Raw genomic sequence first — 16,299 nt, forward strand, 5'->3', positions numbered from 1 at the left:
CTTGTTACCTCAGGCGGAGTCCCGTTTCTGCCGGCTCTTGAGCAGGCAGGATTCTTCAATGGTTTTTACCAGTTCCCGGGCCAGTTGTTCGGGGGTGCCACAAAAACCGGCGCAACCGGTGGCGGCCACGGATTCGGGCATGGAGCTGTTGCCACAGCTTGTGCTTTCCTGCACCCATATCCGGCTTCCGTAGGCTTTCAGCAGAGGCGCGGCAATAGCGCCATCATTGCCCATGCCGGAAAACAGAATGGCATGGCAGCGCTGCCCGTAATGATCAGCGATATTCAGCAACACCTGGTCAATGGAAGGGCCATAGGGGCCGGGCCAGGCGTTGCTGGTTTCTGTCAGGGTGCCTTGTTCGCTCAACTTCCACTCATGCTCCACCGGCATCAGTACAACATCACCATTCTTGACCTGGTAACCGTCTTCCGCCCGCTTGAGCTGGTAGTGGGCGTGGCGACCCAGGACCCGGGTCAGGACCTCGGTGAAATTGCCATCAATGTGCTGGGCATAGATAAAGCCCACAGGCAGATTCGGAGGCAGGTGATCCAGGAACGTCTTTACCGCCGCCGGGCCACCCAGGGAAGCACCCAGTATCCAGACTTCTTCGGCCACCGATCCGGGAACGGCCGGTGGAATCCAGTGAGGCAGATCCGGTGACGGTGTTGCTTCCGGCACCTCCTGCTCCAGCTCTGCCAGTGTGGCTTCGGAATCCAGCTCTTCAAGATGCCCCAGTTGCTGTTCCAGCTTGCCCAGCAGCCGCCTCTCCCAGCGAAAGTACTCGGTGGTTCCAGGCTTGGGGGCCTCGTCCAGCCCGAACAGTACCGGTGCCTCCGTATTCTCGAGCAGGTGATCGAACAGTTGCGGGTGGTCGGCCTCGTCCTCGAGGGTCACCAGCCAGAGGCTGGCATCGGGAAACGCCGGATAGCCCAATAACCGGTCCGGATCCCCGGAGAAACGCACCTCGAGACCGAACTTGGAAGTGGCGGCCTGCAGGCGATGACGCTGCAGCACCACATCCGACACGATCCCGACCGTAGGCCGGCCACACTGGCCGGCCATCACTGTCTTCCGGTCAGCCGCTCAATGGTTTCAAGCAGCTCGGTTTCCTGGAACGGCTTGCCGAGATACTCGTTGACACCAATGGCCAGCGCACGTTCGCGGTGTTTTTCGCCGGTCCGCGAGGTGATCATGCAGATCGGAGTTTCCCGCAGGTTGTCGTCGTGGCGCACAAAGCTGGCAACTTCGAAACCGTCCATCCGCGGCATCTCGATATCCAGCAGGATGATGTCCGGCTTGTGGTCCTGAAGCTGCGCCACCGCATCCAGGCCGTCTTTGGCGGTGATGACTTCCATGCCGTTACGCTCCAGCAGTCGTGAAGTAACCTTCCGTACCGTGACCGAGTCGTCCACCACCATGACCACGGTGGCCTGTTCCTCGTATCGGGCAGACTCGCGGGCCTTCTCGAGATTGGCCAGGCGCTGGCGTTCGGACAGGATGTCGGAACGGATCATGGCTGGCAGGTCGAGAATCACCACCACGTTACCGTCACCCAGGATGGTCGCACCCGAGACACCCCGCACGGAACTGAACTGCGGGCCAAGGGACTTAACAACGATTTCCCGGCTGCCCATCAGGTTGTCCACCTGCAGGGCCATGGGTTGCTCGGCGCCGCGTACCAGGATCACCGGCAGTGGCAGGGCCTGACCCTGCAGCTTCGGATGGTGGTCACTGTTCAGCAGGCTGCCCAGATACTGAAGCCGGTATTCCTGGCCGGCGTATTCGTACAGCGGTGCGTCCGGCTTGTAGTATTCCTCGAGCTCGTAGGTGCTGACCCGGACAATACCCTCGATGGTGTTCAGCGGGATGGCGTAGAAGTCCTCGCCCGTGGACACCATCAGGGCCCGGTTCACGGATACCGTGAACGGCAGACGCACGGTGAAGGTTGTACCACGGCCCAGGGCCGAATCAATGTCGAGGCTACCGCCGAGCTGCTTGATCTCGCTGGCAACCACGTCCATGCCCACGCCCCGGCCGGAAATCTGGGTCACCTGCTGGGCGGTGGAGAAGCCGGGTTGCAGGATGAACTGCAGGATTTCCCGTTCGGACAGGTCTTCATCTTCCCGCAGCATGCCCTGACGGATGGCCTTGTCCCGAATCACCGAGGAGGGAATGCCGGCGCCATCGTCGATCATGCGCAGCACTACGTCGCCGCCTTCCCGCGTCAGTGACAGCGTCACTTCGCCGGTTTCGGGTTTTCCAGCCTTCTTGCGGTCGGCCGGGCTTTCAATGCCGTGGTCCAGTGCGTTCCGGAGCATGTGTTCGAGGGGCGCGATCATGCGCTCCAGAATGTTCCGGTCCATCTCGCCCTCGGCATTGCGAACATCGAAGTCCACTTTCTTGCCCAGTTCGCCGCTGATCTGGCGAACGATCCGTCGCAGACGGGGCACCATGGAGGCGAACGGAATCATCCGGGTCTTCATCAGACCTTCCTGGAGTTCCGTGTTGATCCGCGACTGCTGTACCAGCAGGGTTTCGGTGTCACGTACCCGGTCGGACAGGGTCTCTCGCAGGTCCGCGAGGTCCGAGGAAGATTCGGTCAGGGCCCGGGACAGCTGCTGGATGGACGAGTAACGGTCCATTTCCAGGGGGTCGAAGTCGTCGCCGTAATCCGGGCCGTGCTCTTTCTCGGCGCTGAACAGGATCTGGGCTTCGGTCTCGATTTCCATCCGGCGCAACTGCTCACGCAGACGCTCGATGGTGGCAGCCATTTCATCCAGGGTATGACCGAAATCGCTGGTCTGCTGTTCCAGGCGGCCCCGGGTGATACTGGTTTCACCGGCCAGGTTGACCAGCTCATCCAGCAGCGGTGCCGACACCCGGATGGTTTCCTGGGCCGCGCGCTGGGCCTCCGCCGCTTGTTTACGGGCCTTGGCCGGAGATTTGCCGGGCTTTGGTGCCGGTGCCGACGGTTTTTCCGCTTTGGCGGGCGGTGTCGGCTGTTCAGACGTTTTCGGTTCCGGGACGGCCGGGGCAGGCGCTGGTTGCTCTGCCTTCGCTGCGGGCACACCCGTGCCTGACTCATAGCCTTTACGGATATCGGCAACCAGGGCAATGATGGCGTCGTGGTCTTCGGTAATGGCCTGCCACTGGGATTCATCAGGGGCATTGCCGCCCAGGTCAATCAGGCGGGTCTCAAACGCGTGCGCCCTGTCGCCAAGCTGGGTCAGCTGGGACAGACGGGCACCGCCCTTGAGGGTGTGCAATGCCCGCTGGGCTTCCTGATTGAAGTTGTGGTTTGCCGGCTCTTTGCGCCAGTCATCGAGCAACTGCTCAAGCTGGTCCATGATCTCACCGGCTTCCTCCAGGAAGATTTCCAGTACCTCCGGATCGATCGCTTCCTGTTCGGATTCGGCACGGGGAGCTGCGCTTTCTTGGGCGGCTACCTCATGAGCAGTCTGGAAGTCTTCAACAAGCCCGGTATCCGGTTCAGGCTTGCTGCCTTCCTCCAGGCTGTCGAGCATGGACTTGAGGCTGCCCAGTGCACGATCGCTGAGGTTCAGCAGGGTCTTCTGGTTATTGGATCCGGAAATCAGCGGATCCAGGGCGTCTGACCAGGCCTCTGCCAGGTTGGCAATGGGATCCACATCTGAAAGCCGCGCACCGCCCTTGAGGGTGTGTAGTTCCTGCTGAAGCTGGGTCAGGCCGGTGAGTACTTCGGGCTCGTCGCGCCACTGGTCCAGACATTCGCTGATGGCGTCGTAGATTTCCAGACCTTCGTCCAGGAAGATACCGATCAGGTCGTCATCACTGGCCTGTGCCAGGGTCTCGCTGAGGCTGGTGCCTTCCGGCGTTTCCTCGGCCGGAGGCTCGGCTTTCTCTGCCGCTACGGGCTGTTCGGTCTCTTCCTCCAGGGTATCAGAGGGCATTGCCTCGCCCCGCAGGATGGACTGGACGCGGGCAACCAGCTCATCGGCCGGTGGACAGGGCTTCTGGGTGGCCACCTGTTCGACCATCTGCGCCAGCCTGTCATGGCAGGCAAACAGCAGGTCATTCATGGAGTCGCTGGCTTCCAGCTGACCTTCCGCAACCTTTTCAAACAGGTCTTCAAGCACGTGGGTCAGATCGCCGATGGCTTCCACCCCGGCCATACGGGCGCCACCCTTGAGGGTATGGACATCCCGTTGCAGCTCCGCTGCAATGCTCCGGTCCGAAGGATCCTCTGTCCAGGTGTGCAAGGCACTCCCGGTTGAGTTAATCAGATCGTAGGCCTCTTCCAGGAAGATACCGACCAGTTCCGGATCCAGGTGCGATAGGTCGGCGACTCCGTCTTCCGATTCACCGTCTTCATCGGACAGTTCAGTTCCTTCAGGCTCATCCACTTCCGGGAGTGGGGCCTGCTCCTCTGCGTTTGCATCCGGTGCGGATTCGTCTTCGAGGCTGGCCACATTGGTGACCGGCCGGGTTCCTGTAGCGCTGTCCATGTAGGCCTGAATTTCGGCAATCAGATCCGGAGCGGGACGTGGCGGCTCCTTGGCCTCCAGATTCTCAACCATACCCGCCAGGCGGTCGTGGCAGCGGAAGAGCAGGTCGGACAGCTCGTCGTTGATCGACAGCCGCTGTTCGGTCAATCCCTCGAACAGGTTCTCCAGTTCATGGGAGAGATCGCCTACGGCCGGGATGTCCGCAAGCCGTGCGCCACCCTTGAGGGTATGCAGATCCCGCTGAAGCAGACGCAGGATATCCAGGTTCGCCGTATTCTCGCTCCAGCTCTGGAGCGCTTCGGCGGTACTGTCGATAAGGTCGCGGGCTTCCTCCAGGAAGATTTCCGCCAGCTCCTCATCCATTTCGTCGTCGGCTTCGGCCGTTTCCGGCAGCGGCGGTTGCTCGGTTGTCTCGGCCTCTTCACTGGCCGGCGTCTCGCTCTCGTCCATCTCAAAGCTGAGATCGATCTCCTCAAGGTCGCCGGTGAATTCCTGTTCGAAGGCATCCGGTTCCTGGCTTTCCGGGGCCTGAGCCTGTTTCAGCCCTTCAAGGGCGGTGACCATATCATCACTGGATTCGGTAGCAAGCCCGGCTGCCACCTGGTCCATCATGTTGATGAGCTGTTCGTGGGCGGCACGAACCGTCTCGAAGAAAACCTCGTTCGGCGCTTCGTTGTGTTTTGCCGCCTCGTCATAGGTTTCTTTCAGGGCACTCGACAGCGCGGCAACGTCGCCAAGCCCGGCTTGGGAGGCGCCGGCGGTCAGCTGCTCCAGTTCGGAACGTAGCGGGTTCAACGACTCCATTTCGCGGGGGTTGTCCGCCCAGTGATCGAGAATCCGGTCAGCATCGAGAACAATGTCGAGACCTTCGTTCAGGAACAGCTGAACCAGCTGTGACGGCGCCTGCTCCGGGTGCTGGCGCGGCGCCTCCTCGCTGTGACTGCGGAGTGTTTCTTCCGTCAGTTGGTGCAGCTTTTCAAGGAAGGCTTCGGTGCCGGGCAGCGAAGCCTGCGGGTTTTCACGGATCTGGGCCAGGCCCTGGGTCAGGAAATCGCAGGCGGATTCAATCAGCGAGAGCACGTCGCGGTTGGCGCGCTTGTTTTGAGCCCGGGATTCCTTGACGAAACGCTCCAGTGGCGTGATCACGGCAGCGATCGGGGCAATGCCAGCGGTATGTGCACTGCCCTTGAGCGTATGCAGGGCCCGGGAAAGATCATCGGTGTAGGCAACCGTGGTTTTGTCACCTGCGGCCGAGAGGAAATCCTTCAGCGTTTGAAGATGAGTCTCGGTTTCGCTTTCAAAAATATCCAGCAACACCGGGTCAACCGCATCCTCGTCAGTAGCCAGGGCCTCTGGCTCGCCGGTATCGGTTTCGCCTTCGGACGTGGTTTCCAGTCCTTCCGATTCGGCCGCGGGCATCATGCTGGCATCGGGAATCTCGCCGTTGGCCAGGGCGTTGGCTCGGGCTTCCAGGTTCGAGGTGTCGACCGATGGCGACCGGCGCTTTTCAAAATCTTCGACCAGGGCGGGCAGGTTGGAAGTGACATCCTCCAGCAGGCTGGCAATGTCATCATTCATGAAGATGCTGCCGTCGATAACGCGGTTCAGCATGTTCTCTACGGACCAGGCCAGCTCACCCACTACCAGTGCGCCAACCATACGGCCACTGCCTTTCAGTGTGTGGAAGGCGCGGCGAACTTCCGACAGAGCACTGCGGTCATCGTGCTGGCGCAGAAGCATCGGCAGGTATTCACGAATGGTGTCCAGCACCTCACCGGCTTCTTCAACAAAGATTTCGAGTATTTCGTCGTCAATCAGGTCGTCTTCATCAAAGGAAGCTTCAGATGCCGCCTCTTCGGTGTCTGTCTCCTCGATGGGCAACTCTGTTTCCCGGACTTCCTCTGGGGTCTCGGAGGTTGTGTCTTCCTCTTCTGCAACTTCCGATGCTTCGACAGCCTCATCGTCAGTCCGGCGGGTTGTCGCCATGGCCTCGGCACGGCTGATGAGCGCTTCAACATCGCCAGCGCTCTGGCCTTCCTTGAACTCCCGGATCAGCGAGGGAATGCGGGCATTGACCTCGTCCACCAGGGTAAACATATCGTCGGTGGGGCGAATGGTCTGATCAATCACACGGTTCAGCAGGTTTTCCACTGACCATGCCAACTCGCCAATACTGGTAGCGCCAACGAGACGGCCGCTGCCCTTGAGTGTGTGGAAGGCGCGACGAACCTCGGTGAGCGCTTCACGGTCATCGTGATTCTGGCGCAGCCGGGGATAGAATTCGTGGATGGTTTCGAGAACTTCCTCGGCTTCCTCAACGAAGATACCGAGAATTTCATCGTCCAGGAGTTCCGCGTCCGAACCCTTGGTTTCTTCGGGGGCGGCCGTTGTGGTGGTCTCCGGGTGCTCTGCAACCGGTTCAACAACGGGTACATCCTCCTCGGTGGTCTCCGTCCACGTGGGCTCGGCACCGACCGGGAAACCGAGGGATGCGAGACTGTCTTCAGCGACTCGGAGGATCGAATCGTTGTCGCCAATCCCTTCGGCCAGGCGCTCGAGATAATACTCGATGCTGGTGACCGCATCGGCCAGGATATCCAATTGCTTCCAGTCCGGAACCTGTTTGCTGCCCAGCAACACATCGGTAATGTAACGCTCGGCCGAGGCCAGCATGCCGGCAACCCGGTCCAGCGGGATCAGGCTGAGGCCGCCGCGAATGCTGTGCAGCAGGCCCGGAACATGCTCAATTTCCCGAGTATCCCATTGCGAGGCAATGAAATTCACGATGGCGGATTTCACCTGTTCCAGGGTGTTCCGGGATTCGCGGAGCAGTGCACCACTGGCTTCGCCCAGTTCCCTGGAGCCCAGGTTCACCGGGGCATCGGGAGCCTCCTCTGCGGACGACTCCTGCTGTCCTTCACTGTCCAGGCCGGCGAGACTGGCCTCGACGTAAAGCAGCGCGCCGGCGATGTCCATCAGGGTGCCATCGTCAACCTGCTCGGTCTGGGTGCTGAGTTTTTCAACCAGTTCAACCTGCTCGGTCACCACTTTCCTTGGTATGCCGAGACCCAGCACCGCCAGGGTATTGGCCACCTGACGCAAGCCCGGCAACAGGTCCTCAAGTTCACTGTTCTGACGCAGCTCTGAGCGAACAAACAGGTCCAGCTGGTCCTTGAGTTTGGCCAGCTCTTCGTTGAGCGCACCCACCACGGAATGGATGGCATCCCGACCCGGACCGGATACCCGGGTTCGAGCGGCATCAACATCGTCTTCCGAAGGCAGCGCCTGATTCAGCTGGTAGGCGTCCCGCAGGGCACTGACCTGGGGTGAATCCAGGTCCCGGGCCCGGGCAACATAGTAGAGCAGGTGTTTGAGCAGTGCTTCCGGCGCCGGTTGCTGGAGGATGTCGGCATGCTCGTCGGTCAGTCGGCGGATTTCACTGTCCAGTTCCCGGAGCAGGGATTTCACTGCCGCATTCACCGGATTGACGTGTGCCTGCAGCGTTTCCACAAAGGCACTGGCCGCTTTCCAGAGCTCGCCCCTGGGCGTCTTCTGGCACAAGCGGATCAGTCGCTGGATCACCTTCTGCATGTACTCGAAATGGGCATCCAGATCCGCTTCCCGTATAACGCCAGCCAATGCGAACTGGTACATCTGGCGCAGCTTACGGATGTGGCCCAGAACTGTCGGGTCCTGCAGGCGCTGGGATACCTTTCCAGTCACGGTGATTCGTGAGGGAGCCAGGTCCGGTTTGAACAGCGAGGTGTCGGAGAGCAGGGATTCGCCACGGGCGGCCCGAAGGTCGTTAAGCAGTGGCAGCAGCACCATCGGGAAATCGTCCTGGCTGCTGGCCAGGTGCTCAAGGTATTGGGGTAGCTGCAGGATGGCCTGCATCAGGACTTCAACGGCTTCGTCGGTATTGGCAACGGTTTCGTTGAGCACGGCCTGGGTGAGCTTTTCCATTTCCTCGGTGAGCAGGGCTGCACCGTAGAGCTCGACCATTTGCAGGGTGCCGTGTACCTGATGGAGATAATTCAGGCAGAAGCGCAGGCGCGCGGTGTCGTCACGATTCTCGACATACGCTTCCAGTGCATGCTGACCCTGGGTCAGCGTGTCCTGTATCTCTCCCCGAACCCAGTCGAGGGCGATGCTGTCATGGTGATTGCCCATAACCACTCCGGTTATTCTTCGTCAGTCTGGCGTTTGATCCACGCCAGCACATGTTCCGAGGGGACTCTCTGTAACCCGGGAGGCTGCCAGTCGGTCAGCTCTCCCTGGCCCAGAACCAGCAACCCCCCGGGCGCCAGCCGCTCTGCAAGTCGCTTGACAATTTCCCGCCGGCGCCAGCGACGGAAATAAATCAGCAGATTCTGGCAGAAGATGATGTTCATCCCGTGCATGGGGGCTTTATCAAGATCCAGAACATTCAGTCTGGTAAAGCACACCCTGTCACGGATGCTGTTCACAATTTCTACGGTATTCCGCTCGGCCGGGCGGAAATACCGGGATTTCATGTCCTCGTCCATTCCCAGCAGTTTGCGGGGGTTGAACTGACCGTTCCGGGCCTTCTCGATCACCGGTTTGCTGATGTCAGAGCCGGTGACGCCAAACAGTGGCTGTAACGCCAGCTGGCTCATGCATTCATTCAGCACCATGGCCAGGGTGTAGGGCTCCTCTCCGGTGGAACATCCGACACTCCAGGCTTCCAGGGGGCGCTTTTTCAGTTGCTCCCTCGGCCGGGTCAGGACATAGTCGGAAACCAGCCGGAAGGCGTCGGGATCCCGGAAAAACCGGGTTTCCTGAACCGTGAGCCGATCCACCAGCGTTGACCATTCCCGGATTGCATCGGGCCCGGATACGATTTTTTCGTAATAGGCCTGATAGCTGCTGCAGCCGATTTCCCGCATCCGGATGCCAAGGTTCGTTTCCAGAAACGAGCGACGCTCGGCGGACAGGGTTATGCCGGTTCGGTGTTCCAGCAGGGTTTGCCACTGGCTGAACTGCGCCTCGTCCATATCCGGGAGTCGGCGCAGTGACCAGATGCCCTCGGCAGGTGACAGGTTGTTATGCATTTGCGCCATAAACCGTCAACAGCCCTGGAACGGAAATCAGCCCACCACCGGAACGTCGCTGTCTTCCTCTTCTTCCTGATCCGCCACGTCTTCTTCCGGCAGGGTGAAGCCGGCAACGGAAGACCGCAGCTCGGACGCCATTTCTGCCAGGTTACCGATGGACTTCGCGGTCGCATTGGTACCAGAGGAGGTCTGGGACGTGATTTCCTGGATAACATTCATGGTGTTGGAAATGTGAGCGGCCGACGAGGACTGCTGACGTGCGGCGTTGGAGATGTTCTGGATCAGTTCCGCCAGAGACATGGATACGTTCTCGATTTCCTCGAGGGCGATACCCGCGTCCTGGGCCAGACGGGCACCACGGACCACCTCGGCAGTGGTGTGTTCCATGGAGATAACCGCTTCGTTGGTATCCGACTGGATCGTCTTAACCAGCGCTTCAATCTGCTTGGTTGCAGCGGACGAACGTTCCGCCAGTCGCTGAACTTCGTCCGCAACCACCGCGAAGCCCCGGCCCGCGTCACCGGCCATGGAGGCCTGGATCGCTGCGTTCAGGGACAGGATGTTGGTCTGGTCGGCGATGTCGTTGATCAGGGATACGATGTCACCGATTTCCTGGGAAGACTCACCCAGACGCTTGATCCGCTTGGAGGTTTCCTGGATCTGTTCACGGATGTTGTCCATGCCGCGGATGGTGTTCTGTACCACTTCCGCGCCTTTCTTCGCGATCGCAACCGACCGCTCCGCAACCGCGGAGGATTCGGCGGCGTTCGAGGATACCTGGTCGATGGACACCGCCATCTCGTTAACCGCGGCGGAGGCACCGGCAATTTCCTGGGCCTGGTGCTCGGAAGCATCAGCCAGGTGCATGGCCGTAGCCTGGGTTTCCTGGGCCGCTGAGGCTACCCGTACGGCGGTACCACGAATCGCCTGTACCAGCCCGCGCATCTGGTCGATCGCGTAGTTGATGGAGTCGGCGATCGCGCCGGTGAAGTCCTCGGTTACCGTGGCCTCGGTGGTCAGGTCACCATCAGCCAGGTCGGCCAGTTCGTCCAGCAGTCGCAAGATCGCGTTCTGGTTCTGCTCGTTCTGCTCTTGCGTAGCAGCCAGTCGGGCCTGGGCTTCGCGGTACAGGGCGAGACCGATAAACACAACGATCGCAACCATGGCGGCCAGGATGGCGAAGGCCAGGGTCGGGCTGACCAGGCGTGAGGCGGACTGGGTCCGGAAGTTTTCGGCCAGTACAGAGAGTTCGGAAAGCAGGATCTCGGAATTCTGGAAGATATCGCTGGCGGCAGTACGAACCTTGAAGAGGTCGGGAGAGGCTTCAAGGATTGCGTCTACGTTCTGGGAAACGAACTGGAACAGTTCATCGACGGCTTCGAGGCCGTAGATGGCGTCTTCGTCATTTACCCGTGAGATGCCCATGGCAGGGTTGCCGTTCAGCTGGCCCTCGAGCACTCGACCGAACAGGCTTGCGTCACGACCAAAACGGTCGGCGGCAATAACCGCGTCTTCGTCACCGGAGAGTACGTTGTTGACCGAGCGAACAATCCGCTCCGCCAGCAGTGACTGGCGCTGGGCCAGTGCGATCTGTTCGGCGGGTGCGTTGTTGTCGAGCAGGATCTGTACGATATCGTCGTACTCGACCTGCAGCTGCGGGATGGTTTCGTTCAGGGTCCGGGCAACCTCATGCAGGCCGAGAACCGCATCCTGGGTAGAGAGGATGCTGTCGGCGTTTTCCCGCACGGTGTTCCAGTTTTCCTGAACGCCACTCTGCTGGGCCAGTTCACTCGGTGGCAGACCGGTTTCCGGATTACCCTCGGTTACGTTGGTCCAGAGCTGTTGGAATTCGTCACGGGAGCGGCGCAGCTGGTTGAAGGCCTCGGCGGTACCGCCGGCAGCCTCGGTCGCGTTCTTCGCGATTTCCTGAGAGAGCACCCTCAGCTCGGCGGTGTTGGCGATGTATTCCTGATCGTTCTGGCTGTCCTGGTTGATAATGAACAGCACGACAACGAGCAGGATGGTGAGTGCGATCAGCGCGGCGATCAGGCCGGCAACCAGCTTGTTGCCTCCCTGTCCCATACTGAGTCTTCCGGCTCTGTTCTTCATTTTCTGGCTCCCGGCCTCTTCAAGAAATTGGCAAGTTTGTTTTTTCGGGTTTCAGGCGGTCAGGGTGATGTTCCTGCCATTGTCACCACCCTTACCACTGTGCGACGTCCAGAAATCGTTCGTCCTCGAGCAGATCGACGGCCGAAAACACTTTCCAGACTTCCTCGTTGCGTTCGTAACCGCCTGAGACAAACGGTCGAACGTTTTCAGGTACGCCCTCGGGCGAATCCTTGAAACTGTCAGTCGCGAAATACTGCATGCCCAATACACTGTCGACTACCAGCCCGCTGAAGATATCGCCCTGTTCAACAACCAGCACTCGCCGCTCCCGCTGGCTTCGGGAAGAGCGGGGGATATCGAAAAAACCGGCGAGATCAACCAGGGGCAGAAGGCGGCCACGGACATTGGCCGCGCCAAGCAGAAACGGGCGAACCCCGGGTATGTGGGTGAACCGGGGGACATGGAGAATTTCAGTGACTTCGCCCATGGGGGCCACGTAGCGTTCACCTGCGAGAACGAAGCCGATGCCGTTCCACAGTTCAACGGCTTCCTGTTGTTCCGGCAGGCCGGCAGCCAGCGACCGGCTGCGCGCGGCGATATCCGTCAGAACGGCAAAAGGGGCGGCCTGGTCGGACATGCGTACTCCACGGTTGGGGATCAGGCAATCAGACTGTTGATTGTTTTGATCAGGTCGTCTTCGTTAACCGGCTTGACCAGGTAACCCTTGGCGCCCTGGCGGGTGCCCCATACGCGGTCAGTTTCCTGATCCTTGGTGGTTACGATGACCACAGGGATGGAAGCGGTTTCCGGTGCGCGGGTCAGTTGGCGAGTTGCCTGGAAGCCGTTAAGGCCGGGCATAACCACATCCATCAGAACCAGATCCGGTGTTTCGGCACGGGCCTTGGCAACACCGTCTGCGCCGTTGTCGGCGGTCAGCACTTCGTGCTGGTGCTTTTCCAGGATCGTGGAGATTTTCTTAACCTCGGTAGGGGAGTCGTCAACAATCAGAATGCGGGCCATGGTTTCCTCAATGGTTCTTGGGTCAGCAGGTTTACTGTTCCGCCTGTGGGACATACTGGCGGATGGTATTGAGCAGCTCATCCTTACTGAACGGTTTGGTCAGATACTGGTCCGAGCCGACGATCCGGCCCTTGGCCTTGTCGAACAGCCCGTCCTTGCTGGAGAGCATGATAACCGGCGTCTTTTTGAAGGAGGAATTGTTCTTGATAAGTGCGCAGGTCTGGTAGCCGTCCAGGCGGGGCATCATGATATCAACGAAAATGATATCCGGCTGGGAATCGGCAATTTTTGCAAGAGCGTCAAAGCCGTCAGTCGCGGTGATGACCTCACAGCCGACCTTTTTCAGAAGGGTTTCTGCGGTGCGACGTATGGTTTTACTGTCGTCGATCACCATGATCTTCAAATTCTCGAAGTTGTCATCCATTGTCCAACTGCCTTGCGCTCAGCGACTGTCATTATTTTAAACCGGGGGTTTTAACACAAACCTTAAGGTTCTTCTATAAACCCCGCTCATTTATAGATTATCAATGGCCGGATAAAAAGTATTAGTTTGTGACCAAATGTACTTCTGCCCGCAACGTCACGTAACTGACTGAGGATTTCTCCGGATGCATTTGCAGCTCGGGTACAATACCATCTGATGTCACAGCATAGCACTTAATGCCTGGTCCGCTCTGCAGACCGGTTCGTGTTTTTAACCCTCAGGAGTGCAGGAACGCCCATGACCGTCAGACTCGGGATCGTGATGGATCCGATTGAAGATATCCACTTCAAGAAAGACAGCTCACTGGCCATGTTGCTGGCTGCCCAGAACCGTGGCTGGGAAATCGAGTACATGGAACTGCCGGACATGTATCTTGACGGTGGCAGGGCCATGGCGCATACCCGTGATCTGACCGTCCACATGGATCCGGAAAACTGGTACAGCTTTGGCTCCAGCCAGGACCGGGCCCTTGGTGATCTGGATGTGATTCTGATGCGCAAGGACCCGCCCGTGGATCGCGAGTTCCTGATGGCCACCTATATATTGGAGGCAGCCGAGCAGCAGGGTGCCCTGGTGGTCAACCCGGCATCCACGCTTCGCGACTGCAACGAGAAGCTCTTTGCCACGCAATTCGAGGACCTGACACCACCGCTGTTGGTCAGCCGTTCGGCTACCCGGTTCCGCGAGTTCTACGCCAGACACGGCGATGTCATCATGAAGCCGGTGGACGGCATGGGTGGGCACTCAATCTTTCGTATCCGGGAGAACGACTTCAATCTGGGGGTCATCATTGAAACCCTGACCAACTATGGCTCCCATCAGGCCATGGCCCAGAAATACATTCCCGAAATCAGCGATGGAGACAAGCGTATCCTGCTGATCGACGGTGAGCCGGTACCCTATTCCCTTGCGAGAATACCGTCCCACGGCGAGAATCGGGGCAATCTTGCCGCCGGCGGCCGGGGTGAGGGGCGGGAGCTGACCGCCCGGGATCGGGAGATCTGCGAGCGGGTTGCGCCGGTGATTAAAGAGAAGGGCCTCATTTTTGTCGGCCTGGATGTAATCGGTGACTATCTGACCGAAATCAATGTCACCAGCCCGACCTGCATCCGGGAACTCGATGCGGCGTTCGGGATCGATATTGGTGGCCTGTTAATGGACGCAATCGCAAAACGCCTGGGCCAGGCATAATCCGGTAATGGTAACCGGGCAGGTTTAACGACAGGATCCGTATCAGGAATGGCAGTTCAGGTAAGCGACTTCGACCGGTTTTCCTTCACCCTTTTCATGGCGCTGGCGGTGCACGCCATCGTGGTACTGGGAATTACCTTTGCGCCCGAACCGCCCCGTTCCTCGGCTCAGACCATGGAAATCACCCTTTCCCAGTTTGACGATGAGGAAGCCCCTGAGAAAGCGGACTTTCTGGCCCAGACCAGCCAGAAGGGCAGCGGTACCCAGGAAGAGGTTCGGGAAATGACCACCCCGCAACCGGCAGAGGTGAGCCAGCCTGAAGTCGCTCAGGTTCAGCCCGAGCCGCCGGCCCAGACCGAGCCCCAGCCGCGCCAGGAAAAGCAGGTGGTGCAGACCGAGAGTTCATCCAGCCAGAAGGTTCAGCAGCCTGAGGAGCGCACCAAACCGGAAAAAGAGCCCCTGCCGGTGCGGGAGAAAAAGAGCCTGATGGAACGCAGCCTGGAAATTGCCAGCCTGGAAGCGCGCTTCGATGCCCAGCAGCAGGCCTATGCCCGCAAGCCCAGGGTGATGCGCGTCACCGCGGCGTCCACGCTCAAGTCCACTAACGCCTGGTATGTCCAGAACTGGGTGAGCAAGGTAACGAGGGTGGGTAATATCAATTACCCGACCGAGGCGCGTAATGCCGGAATCTATGGCACACTGCGAATGCTGGTTTCGCTCAAGAAAGACGGCACCATTAAAGAGGTGGCCATCCTGCAGTCGTCCGGCAGCACCGTCCTGGATGATGCTGCCATCCGTATAGTCAGGATGGCCTCACCGTTTGCACCATTTCCGGACGAAATGCGGCAAGAGGTGGATGAACTCGAAATCATACGTACCTGGTCCTTCCAGCGTCGGGGGCTGACATCCGGATGACAGCATCGAAACACTCTCCCCATAGCCTGCGGCACCATTTTCTGGTGGCATCACCCTACCTTGCGGATCCGCGTTTTCATGGCGGCGTGATTTACATCTGTGAGCATTCCGACGACGGTGCCCTGGGGTTGATGATCAATCACCCGCTGGACATCCATCTGGGCGAGATTCTGGAACAGCTGGATCTGGCAGGGGGCGAGCTGGATCTGCCGGTATTCAGTGGTGGCCCGGTGCAGCCGGAGCGGGGCTTTGTGCTGCATCCTCCCGGAACCACCTGGCAGAACACGGCAAAGGTCACCGACGACGTCCTGCTGACTACATCCCGGGACATACTGGCAGGAATTGGCCGTGGCGAAGGCCCCGACGAATATCTGGTGGCCCTGGGCTACTCCGGCTGGAGTGAGGGCCAGCTTGAAGAGGAGCTGGGCAGTAATGCCTGGCTGACTTGCCCGGCCACCACAGACATCCTGTTCCGAACCCCCTGGGAAGAGCGCTACAAGGCGATACTCCGGCTCATCGGCATTGACCTGAACCAGCTCAGTGAATCGGTTGGCCATGCCTGAGTCAGCCAGTCATCGTGTCATGGCATTTGATTTTGGTACCCGCCGGATTGGTGTTGCCGTCGGCCAGGAATTGCTGGGCACCGGGCAGCCCGTGGCGCTGATTCCCGCCCGCGACGGTATCCCGGATTGGCAACAGATTGAATCCCTGCTCGAGGAGTGGCGCCCGGATCTGGTGGTGGTTGGTCTGCCCCTTAATATGGACGACACCGAGAACGACATGTGTGCCAGGGCCCGCAAGTTCGGCAAACGTCTGCATGGTCGCTACCATGTGCCGGTCGAGATGGTGGATGAGCGGCTTACCAGTTTCGAGGCCAAGGGCGAGGTGATGGCCGCCGGGGGCAGTCGTGATTTTGGTCGTCACGGGGTAGATGACCGGGCGGCGGTGCTGATCCTGGAAACCTGGTTTGGTCAGCGGGAAAAATGATGCCGGTGCACGACCCAGGCCGGTTTACAAAACA

Annotated in this window: 11 protein-coding genes; 4 read left to right on the plus strand and 7 right to left on the minus strand. The window is 59.5% G+C overall.

The genetic code is table 11. The annotated features are described in order from the left end of the window. Positions 1–9 precede the first annotated feature (9 nt). The 7 genes from QZ534_RS09265 to pilG form a co-directional block, all read right to left on the minus strand. Entirely contained in the window at positions 10–1,062 is a 1,053-nt protein-coding gene (locus QZ534_RS09265; protein WP_296933907.1) for a chemotaxis protein CheB, read from the minus strand. Further along, a complete protein-coding gene (locus QZ534_RS09270; protein WP_296933908.1) occupies positions 1,062–8,654 on the minus strand; it encodes an Hpt domain-containing protein in 7,593 nt (2,530 codons plus the stop codon). Before QZ534_RS09270 ends, QZ534_RS09265 begins: the two co-directional genes overlap by 1 nt. Before the next feature lie 11 nt (positions 8,655–8,665). After that, on the minus strand, positions 8,666–9,565 hold the full coding sequence (locus tag QZ534_RS09275) for a protein-glutamate O-methyltransferase CheR (RefSeq protein ID WP_064229598.1): 900 nt from the start codon (positions 9,563–9,565) through the stop codon (positions 8,666–8,668). A gap of 27 nt (positions 9,566–9,592) precedes the next feature. Next, the gene (locus QZ534_RS09280) at positions 9,593–11,668 is read right to left on the minus strand and encodes a methyl-accepting chemotaxis protein (protein ID WP_296933911.1); all 2,076 of its coding nucleotides are present in this window, start codon (positions 11,666–11,668) and stop codon (positions 9,593–9,595) included. A gap of 91 nt (positions 11,669–11,759) precedes the next feature. Beyond that, positions 11,760–12,305, minus strand: a complete 546-nt coding sequence (locus QZ534_RS09285; protein WP_296933912.1) for a chemotaxis protein CheW — start codon at positions 12,303–12,305, stop codon at positions 11,760–11,762. 20 nt (positions 12,306–12,325) lie between these two features. Beyond that, positions 12,326–12,688, minus strand: coding sequence for a twitching motility response regulator PilH (pilH, locus tag QZ534_RS09290; protein ID WP_008939836.1), 363 nt, complete (start codon positions 12,686–12,688; stop codon positions 12,326–12,328). Between the two features lie 31 nt (positions 12,689–12,719). Next, positions 12,720–13,112: a twitching motility response regulator PilG gene (pilG, locus tag QZ534_RS09295; RefSeq protein ID WP_008175635.1), complete on the minus strand. Its 393-nt coding sequence runs from the start codon at positions 13,110–13,112 to the stop codon at positions 12,720–12,722. 297 nt (positions 13,113–13,409) lie between these two features. On the opposite strand from pilG, the gene gshB reads away from it, so the two are divergent. From gshB to ruvX, 4 genes are read left to right on the plus strand one after another with little or no spacing between them, the layout of a single operon-like run. Next, positions 13,410–14,363, plus strand: a complete 954-nt coding sequence (gshB, locus tag QZ534_RS09300) for a glutathione synthase (protein WP_296933916.1) — start codon at positions 13,410–13,412, stop codon at positions 14,361–14,363. Between the two features lie 48 nt (positions 14,364–14,411). Beyond that, positions 14,412–15,278: an energy transducer TonB gene (locus QZ534_RS09305; RefSeq protein WP_296933918.1), complete on the plus strand. Its 867-nt coding sequence runs from the start codon at positions 14,412–14,414 to the stop codon at positions 15,276–15,278. Continuing rightward, positions 15,275–15,841, plus strand: a complete 567-nt coding sequence (locus QZ534_RS09310) for a YqgE/AlgH family protein (protein WP_296933919.1) — start codon at positions 15,275–15,277, stop codon at positions 15,839–15,841. The genes QZ534_RS09305 and QZ534_RS09310 overlap by 4 nt, the downstream gene beginning before the upstream one ends. Continuing rightward, positions 15,834–16,265, plus strand: coding sequence for a Holliday junction resolvase RuvX (gene ruvX, locus QZ534_RS09315; RefSeq protein ID WP_296933921.1), 432 nt, complete (start codon positions 15,834–15,836; stop codon positions 16,263–16,265). The genes QZ534_RS09310 and ruvX overlap by 8 nt, the downstream gene beginning before the upstream one ends. The last annotated feature ends 34 nt before the right edge of the window (positions 16,266–16,299 follow it).

This window comes from uncultured Marinobacter sp. (genome assembly GCF_913055835.1).
GTDB lineage: Bacteria > Pseudomonadota > Gammaproteobacteria > Pseudomonadales > Oleiphilaceae > Marinobacter.

Coding starts and splice junctions, on each gene's coding strand:
- gshB (WP_296933916.1), top strand. CDS start 13,410: ATGACCGTCAGACTCGGGATCGTGATGGATCCGATTGAAGATATCCAC.
- QZ534_RS09280 (WP_296933911.1), bottom strand. CDS start 11,668: ATGAAGAACAGAGCCGGAAGACTCAGTATGGGACAGGGAGGCAACAAG.
- pilH (WP_008939836.1), bottom strand. CDS start 12,688: ATGGCCCGCATTCTGATTGTTGACGACTCCCCTACCGAGGTTAAGAAA.
- QZ534_RS09270 (WP_296933908.1), bottom strand. CDS start 8,654: ATGGGCAATCACCATGACAGCATCGCCCTCGACTGGGTTCGGGGAGAG.
- QZ534_RS09310 (WP_296933919.1), top strand. CDS start 15,275: ATGACAGCATCGAAACACTCTCCCCATAGCCTGCGGCACCATTTTCTG.
- ruvX (WP_296933921.1), top strand. CDS start 15,834: ATGCCTGAGTCAGCCAGTCATCGTGTCATGGCATTTGATTTTGGTACC.
- QZ534_RS09285 (WP_296933912.1), bottom strand. CDS start 12,305: ATGTCCGACCAGGCCGCCCCTTTTGCCGTTCTGACGGATATCGCCGCG.
- QZ534_RS09305 (WP_296933918.1), top strand. CDS start 14,412: ATGGCAGTTCAGGTAAGCGACTTCGACCGGTTTTCCTTCACCCTTTTC.
- QZ534_RS09275 (WP_064229598.1), bottom strand. CDS start 9,565: ATGGCGCAAATGCATAACAACCTGTCACCTGCCGAGGGCATCTGGTCA.
- QZ534_RS09265 (WP_296933907.1), bottom strand. CDS start 1,062: ATGGCCGGCCAGTGTGGCCGGCCTACGGTCGGGATCGTGTCGGATGTG.
- pilG (WP_008175635.1), bottom strand. CDS start 13,112: ATGGATGACAACTTCGAGAATTTGAAGATCATGGTGATCGACGACAGT.